Source organism: Acidocella sp., assembly GCF_013044125.1.
Lineage (GTDB): Bacteria > Pseudomonadota > Alphaproteobacteria > Acetobacterales > Acetobacteraceae > Acidocella.
On the sequence record NZ_JABEVC010000020.1, the window covers coordinates 1 to 7,156 of the forward strand.

Sequence of the window (7,156 nt, forward strand, 5' to 3'; positions counted from 1 at the left end):
CGGTCCAAAAGGAGTGCTGGCGAAAGCGGCCATGAACGACCTCCCGAACACGCCGGGGGAAGTTATTACTTTTGTTCGAGAATGGCGTCCCGTAGGGGAGATAAGGCTAAGGTCTGCAACCAATTGAAATAACTAGGTTTATTTTGTGCCGTCCCATCGGTGTGACCATTGTTTGTGTCACATGTGGGAAGCCAGGATGGGATTTTGTTCGTTCGTTGAGAAGCGCTGCAACCGGTTCTATTTCCGGATGCGTTTGCCGGTCGATATTGCCGCCATTGCGCGCCGCAGCCATGTGGTCTCGTCTTTGCAAACCGATGACCTGCGGCTTGCCAAAAGGCGCGCTGCACGATTATTTTTGTTACTTGCGGCATTTCTGGAGACAATGCGTCTCAGGATGGCGCAGACGCTCAACATTGATGGGAATGACCCGAACCAGACGGAAGCTCTGGTTTTGGAGGCGTTTGCCCTCGGCCAGGCGTATGAAGCCAGGAAGGCGCTGCTGCATCAGGAGTTTACCACCAAGCTGCGGCAGTTGATCGCCAATGGCCGTGATGACGCCCCCGCCGGTGCTTTTGCCACGCCCTTGGGAGTTCAAGGCCCTCTTATGTATGACAGGGCCTTCACCGCCGTTTCGGACGAAATGGTGCGGGGATCATTAGGTTTTGGCATCAAAAAAGACAGTTTTGCTGAGGTTTTCGCCTCTCCCGGCGCGCGTATTGCGCCCACACCCGCCAGGCAGCCGCCAGCGTCGCCACCGTGGGATAGCCTGCGCGGCGGGTTCCTGAGCGACAAACCCGGCCTGAACGCCAAAACAGTCTGGAGCTACAATCAGGCGTTTGATGCCTGGCTGGGTCTGATCGGCAAAAAGCCGATTGCTGACATCCGCCGGCCGGACGTGAAAGCCTATGCTGATTTTCTGCGCGACCGGCCCAGCGCGCGCGGCGGATCGCTCAACCAGAAAACCATCGTCCGCTGCCTGGGGCACATTAAGACCTTTATGGTCTGGGCCGTGGCCGCTGGCCACGCGGTCGATGACCGCTTCGAGGCGGTTATGGCGCGTGACCCGACAAGGGCTGAACGCCTTGCGGGCGAAAAACGGCGTGCGTTCACCCCGGCGGAGCTTACCAAACTGTTCCAGAGCCGCCTGTTCATGAAGCCAAATGGCCAGGAGGATGAAGCCACAGGCTGGTTTCTGGCCATTGCCGCCCTGACCGGTGCCCGCACCGAAGAAATCGTACGCGCACCGGCCAGCCTGGTCATGCTCGGCGACATTTATTGCCTTGATCTGCGCCAGGCGGGCCAAAAGACCGACGCCGCGCCAAGATTGGTGCCGATATTGCCGGACCTGATGGCGATGGGAATGGCCGCATGGGCCAGTAAACAGGCGGCCCGAGGCTACACATTGGTCCAGCCAAGCCCCGTGCAGCAATCGGCCGGATGGTGGTCGAAGCGGCTGAATCGATACTTGAACAGCAACGTCACCGACGATCCACGGCTGGTCTTATACTCGCTCCGGCACAGCTTCAGGCAGATGCTCAGAGCGGCCAACATCGGCGACGAATTGGCCGACAAGATTTTCGGCCACTCAAATGGCAAGGTTGGGGCCGGATATGGGCGAGACCTCAGCCACGACGAAGCTCAACTGTTTATCGCCAATATTAGGTCGCCGGTAGGCTTGGGCCATTTGTGGCGGATATGATACGGAATTAATGCGGTTTAGCGCCGCGTGTGTAAGGACCGCGATGAAATGAGGTACGACATGGTTACCTTGGATGAACTACGGAAGCACGTTCTCGAAGACGCAGTGGAGTTGATTGAGACGCTTGGGATCGTGGAGCCTCTCGTCACGAATGGGAGAGAATTAGAGCCGGTACCCCACCTTCTAAGGCGGCTGCTTACACGACATATTATATTAGTGTCGATGCGGCTGCATGAGAATGACTGCTCGGGGAAGACGGGTCATACTGCTTCCATCGACAGTGTTCTTAAGTTTGCATCTCAAAAAGCGGCTTTGTCGACCGCAGGCATCTCTAAATTCAGGAAGGATCAGGACAAGATTAAAAATAGTGTGGAAGTCGAAGGGTTCAAATTCGCAGACTTACGTTCCTTTCGGACTGCAGAACTGGCTCATTCTCTCCATCCCCACACCCCTCTATCCACCGGCGTTGGTTGGCACGTCATACATCAGTTCGCTTCAGGCACCTATAATTTAGTCAAGGAGATTGAAATTGCACTTATCGCAGCGGGAGCTTCACACATTCAGTTGTTATCTGCAGATGCGTATGATCATTGGGCAACTAAAGGCGAGCTTTTTTGGCGTCAGCAAGGGTGATCTGGTCGTCGCAGATAAGCATATATGTCAGGCGCAGGGTGTACTGCTTTGATTTAATAGTTGGTAACTCTAGGAAGGTTCGAGCAACTTCAAAAAATAACTTTGGACGGGAGACAAGTATGTGGCGTGTCTTTATGAGTTTAACTTTTTCATTAACAGTTGCGGGAGTCGCGCATGCCCAGAATTATGGGCTTCCAACTGTGCCGGGAGAAACGAAAACTTCTACCACTATTTCGGACCTCCATAATGGAGTCTCGATGTTCATCGACTATAGCAATCCCGACGACATCCAAGTCAACCTGGGCGCTGACCCGGCTATCGTAAAACAATATGCCCATTCGGGGTCTCTGTCAGTCGGCAGCACTGATGCTCAAGCGGATGGCATGCAACGCGCTGCGGACAGTTTCCCCTTGTTCTACTCGTATGTCTTGTTAGGCGTAAAGGCCAAGCAAATATGGCGAATGCTGTACAATCTTGACCCACAGAATTCCGTCGTTGATTTTAACTTTGTCGTCAGAACCACCAACCCCGATGGCACTCTCCAAGATCATTTGATTGAATCGTTCACCTGCACTAGCACAACGAAGGCTCTCTGTGATGCCGGTGATTTCGGCAAACTGTCCGGTAATGAGGCCACACCTTGGTTTAAGGAATCCATCGCTCGTGAGGCCCCTAAGAACGGGGGAGTTTAACCTTAGGAGAACACTTGAGTTTTTTGGCGGGGTTCCGCCTGCGCCGTCCAATGCGGCCCGGCGAAGAACCCGCTTGCGGGTTCTTCGAGGCGCAGGAACCGTGTTAATCGGCGAAGCCAGTTTAATCGGAATCGTGTTCACTTGAAGGAGCCGAGACAAATACATTTGGCTCCTCTGCGTTCAATTCCTTTTCATTCCGGGGCTTTCTGTTTGCCGATTTATTGTTCGATGGCCGCTGATTCCGTTCAAAATAATTACGAAGCGACGATGCAGAAATGCTCTTTCCCGTCGTCGTTTCAATCTTGCGGGCGATCACGGTCCAGGGGAATCCAGAGCGCCTAAGCGCAACAATCTGCGGCTTGAACTTCTCGATCAAGATCACGGTCTGCGTTAATCTTCTGTATTGCGCTTCAGCTTCCGCATTCAGCGCATTCCTAATTCTTTCCACGTCGAATGGGTTCAAACCTTCGATCGTCATGTCAGCAATTTTCATCATGGCACCTTTGTAAGTTGGAGGTGCTTTCACGATACTTACCGACGCAGCAAGTCACTAACGATTAGTGATATGCTTGCTCAACGTTTAAAATAATAGTGACCGACTTGACTTTGATTTTGCTGCGCAAATCGCTGCGCTATCAAAGTCGCCGGCCAGGGGCGCTATCGCGCGCCCCTGAACCCCAACTCCGCGAGCTTACGCTCGCCACATGGATCTGTCGATGACTTATCAATTTGGCCACATCATGACTCTGTCGCGTAAAGGCACCGGCGCAACCCCACCTGTTGGGAAAGTTATGCTTGAAGCCGCGCGCATTGACGGCAATGCCCCCCATGTCGCTAACCCGAAACCGCCGGATTTATTATTCGGTATGGACCCCATGGCCGCGCTTGAATTCCATGACCAGCGGATCGCCGCCCTTGGAAAAAAGCGCGGTCGCGGCGCTGGTCTTCGGCACGATAGTCACACCATGGCCGCCGCCGTTTTCTCCTTCCCTTGTAAGCCGCCGGAAGTGAACAGCGAATATTATATCGGTCTCCGAGACGATTCCATGGCCTGGTTCAAAGCCGAGATCGAAGCGCTCGGCGGCGAAGTGCTGGGTGCCGTCCAACATACGGACGAGGCATATCTGCACATCCATGTCTACGGCATGAACCTCAACGACCCCAAACTGAATGCGAAGATGCTCCACCGTGGGCATGTCGCCGCAATCGCGGCAAAGCGCCAGGGGCGCAACCCCACCGCCGACTACAAAGCGGCGATGCGCGGCTGGCAGAACTCTTATAGCGAGGTGGCCGGGCGGTATGGCCTGACCAAGATCGGGCCAGGCCGCCGCCGCCTGTCGCGCTCCCAACATCAAATCGAAATCGCCGAGGCAGCCCGGCAAGCTGACCGGATATTCGAGATCGACCAGAAGCAAATCGCCCTTCAGCAGCGTGAGATCGAGCTTCAGGCCGCTAAAGACCGGGCCGAAAACGCCTATGCCATTGCCAATGAACGGACCCAGGAATTGCAGGCCATTTCCACCGGTATCAGAGCCTGGGTGGTTGACGAGCTTGACGACAACGCAGCATTCACCCCCTCAGTCAGCAAGCCAAGGCGCGCGCAAATCGTCTCAGCCATCACACCGGCACGAGGCACCGTGATTGCCCTGATCAGAAAAATCGGTGCAACGGCCATGTCGTTCGTCGATGACATCTGGCGTTCAGCCTACCGGCAAGAGGTCCTTCAGGCCGCCGATACCATCGACGAGGCAACCAGCGACAAGCTGCCAGGCCCAGGCGAATCATGAGCTGCGGGTGATATTTCCGGTGGCCGCAACCGGATTCTGCATTGATCCAGAAATCGCCGTGTGACACATTCATGTGTCACACCATGTGGCGGCACTATATCTAGTGGCGAAATCTGTAATCGCCTCAACAGGTTGTAGGCAATTTGGCGTCCCGTAGGGGATTCGAACCCATGTCGCCGCCGTGAAAGGGGGATAACAAGCATCCCATACCGTTCCATACCGTTCCATAACACATTGATAAAACAGTTTTTATAGTACCATACCGTTCTATTCTGTACGGCATCGTATATGCCGTATAGACATCGCACCCCCTCCCGGCTATATATCTCTCGCATGTGTGGAATGGGGTATGGCATAGGGGTCATAGGGCCATTCTCAAAAGATGCAGCAATATAGAGTAAGTTTTCTGCCCTATGCCTCGGTTTGTTTCAAAACCATAAGTAAGCATAGGGGGTACCATAGGGTTAGGGGGCGACGGTATGCCGAGGCTGGCGAGAAACGAGAACTTGAGCACACGGGCAGCCCGCCTTCGCCTGCCGGTGCGCCGTGAGCCATACTGGCAGCACTTCCAGGAGGGCCGCGCGCTGGGCTACCGGCGGATTCCCGGTGGCAAGGCCGGAACCTGGGTTGCCCGGTTCTATGATGCCGCCGGGGAGCGCGTGCGGAAATTTCACGCTATTGGAACCGCCGATGATCTGCTTGATGCCGATGGCATGGCAACCCTTACCTTTGCCCAAGCGCAGGAAGCCGCCCGCGAATGGTTCACCGCCTTAACCCGGTTTCAGGGGCGGGTGGCCGAACCCGTAACCGTCAAGCAGGCTATGGCCGCCTATGTGACCGATTATGCCGCGCGCGGCGGGAAGGCCCTGAGCGGCCTGGAATCCACAATAAACGCGCATGTCCTACCCAGGCTGGGCGACCGCAAGGTGGCGGACCTGACAACAGCCGCGATCCGCTCATGGCATCGGGGGCTTGCGACTACCGCGCCACGGATTCGGCAAAGCAAAAAACCGAACGCGCCCAAAACCGTGCCGAAGCCGGTTGCCGCCGATGATGCCGAGGGCCAGCGCGCGCGCCGTGCCAGCGCAAACCGCATCCTAACCGTGCTGAAAGCCGCCCTTAATTTGGCTTTTGCTGATGGCAAGGTTCAATCGGATGACGCATGGCGACGGGTTGCGCCGTTCAAGAACGCGGATTCCGCCCGCATCCGGTTTCTGACCGATGCCGAGGCCGTCCGGCTGGTCAATGCCGCTGGCGATGGTTTCCGCCCGATGATTACCGCTGCACTGCTGACCGGCGCGCGCTATGGTGAGCTGGTCCGGTTCAGGGTGGCGGATTACAACCCCGAAGCCGGTACGCTGCATGTACGAACGAGCAAAACCGGCAAATCCCGCCACATTATGCTGACCGATGAGGGCAAGGCGTTTTTCACCGGCCAATGCGCGGGCAAAACCGGCAAGGCCCTGATTCTGACCCGCCCGGATGGCGAACCCTGGGGCAAGAGCGAGCAATTCCGCCCCATGCGCGCCGCGTGTGAGGCCGCCAAGATTACCCCCGCAGTCGGGTTTCACATCCTCCGCCACACCCACGCCAGCCGCCTCACGATGGCAGGCGTACCGCTTGGCGTGGTGGCGTCGCAGCTAGGCAATTCAGAACCGATATGCGCCAAGCACTACGCGCATCTATGCCCTGGCTATGTGGCTGATAGCATCCGGGCCGCGTTCGGGCCGCTGGGCATCGTGCCCGCGTCTAACGTGGTGGCGATCACCGGATGAGAGACCGCACCGGGCGGAACCCGGAAAAAACTTTGCCGGGCGGTGCTACCAACACCAACCCGGCGATGCCTCAACCCCTCCAAAGGAATTTAGAGCATGCAGAAAACTAGCACACCCGCCGCCGCCGTCAAAATCCCGGAACCGCTGCCTCTGGACGGCTTACCGCCGCACACGGGCGTTTCATGGAGTGAACGAGAGCGCCGGATCATAACCGCCTTTTCGCGGCTTCCATGCACTGACGAAAACGCGCTCAAAAGACACGCCCCCGGTTTTGCCCGTGCGCTAATGCTGGCAGCACCCACCCCGATGAGCGCCGGGGGTAAAAAATTCAGGCGGCGGTTTGAACCCGCTGGCGAGAGTGCCACGCGCAAGGAAATTTTGGCAGTGCAGAAGGCAGCGGCCCGGCTGGCAACGGCGCTGGAAGCCCTGCACGCGCCCGCCATCGCCGCGCTAAACATGGATCAACACCATTTAGGGCCTGTTGATAAACAACTGGTCGTTTACCCTGTGTTGGGGGTGATTGTGTAGTTCCATTCGCCATGGAACTGATGAGGGGAGAGATTGATCGCC

7 protein-coding genes and 1 pseudogene are annotated in these 7,156 nt (G+C 56.6%); 7 read left to right on the forward strand and 1 reads right to left on the reverse strand.

Annotation, left to right across the window (positions count from 1 at the left end; translation table 11 throughout):
• Positions 1-196: 196 nt before the first annotated feature.
• From HKL97_RS13630 to HKL97_RS01030, 4 genes and pseudogenes are all read left to right on the forward strand, one after another.
• Positions 197-376, forward strand: a pseudogene (locus tag HKL97_RS13630) (DUF6538 domain-containing protein); the annotation flags it as partial.
• 6 nt (positions 377-382) lie between these two features.
• The gene (locus HKL97_RS01020) at positions 383-1,699 is read left to right on the forward strand and encodes a hypothetical protein (RefSeq protein WP_291421974.1); all 1,317 of its coding nucleotides are present in this window, start codon (positions 383-385) and stop codon (positions 1,697-1,699) included.
• A 60-nt stretch (positions 1,700-1,759) separates the two neighbouring features.
• Positions 1,760-2,332, forward strand: a complete 573-nt coding sequence (locus HKL97_RS01025; RefSeq protein WP_291421976.1) for a hypothetical protein — start codon at positions 1,760-1,762, stop codon at positions 2,330-2,332.
• 257 nt (positions 2,333-2,589) lie between these two features.
• Complete coding sequence (locus HKL97_RS01030) at positions 2,590-3,024, forward strand: hypothetical protein (RefSeq protein WP_291421978.1); 435 nt, start codon at positions 2,590-2,592, stop codon at positions 3,022-3,024.
• 121 nt (positions 3,025-3,145) lie between these two features.
• Here HKL97_RS01030 and HKL97_RS01035 read toward each other — a convergent pair whose 3' ends face one another.
• Positions 3,146-3,520: a hypothetical protein gene (locus tag HKL97_RS01035; protein ID WP_291421980.1), complete on the reverse strand. Its 375-nt coding sequence runs from the start codon at positions 3,518-3,520 to the stop codon at positions 3,146-3,148.
• A gap of 220 nt (positions 3,521-3,740) precedes the next feature.
• Here HKL97_RS01035 and HKL97_RS01040 point away from each other — a divergent pair, with 220 nt between their 5' ends.
• The 3 genes from HKL97_RS01040 (at position 3,741) to HKL97_RS01050 (ending at position 7,114) form a co-directional block, all read left to right on the forward strand.
• Positions 3,741-4,811 carry a hypothetical protein gene (locus HKL97_RS01040; RefSeq protein WP_291421982.1) on the forward strand — a complete coding sequence of 357 codons (1,071 nt, stop codon included), beginning with the start codon at positions 3,741-3,743 and terminating at the stop codon, positions 4,809-4,811.
• 506 nt (positions 4,812-5,317) lie between these two features.
• Positions 5,318-6,586: a site-specific integrase gene (locus HKL97_RS01045; RefSeq protein ID WP_291421984.1), complete on the forward strand. Its 1,269-nt coding sequence runs from the start codon at positions 5,318-5,320 to the stop codon at positions 6,584-6,586.
• 285 nt (positions 6,587-6,871) lie between these two features.
• Positions 6,872-7,114, forward strand: a complete 243-nt coding sequence (locus HKL97_RS01050; RefSeq protein WP_291421986.1) for a hypothetical protein — start codon at positions 6,872-6,874, stop codon at positions 7,112-7,114.
• The last annotated feature ends 42 nt before the right edge of the window (positions 7,115-7,156 follow it).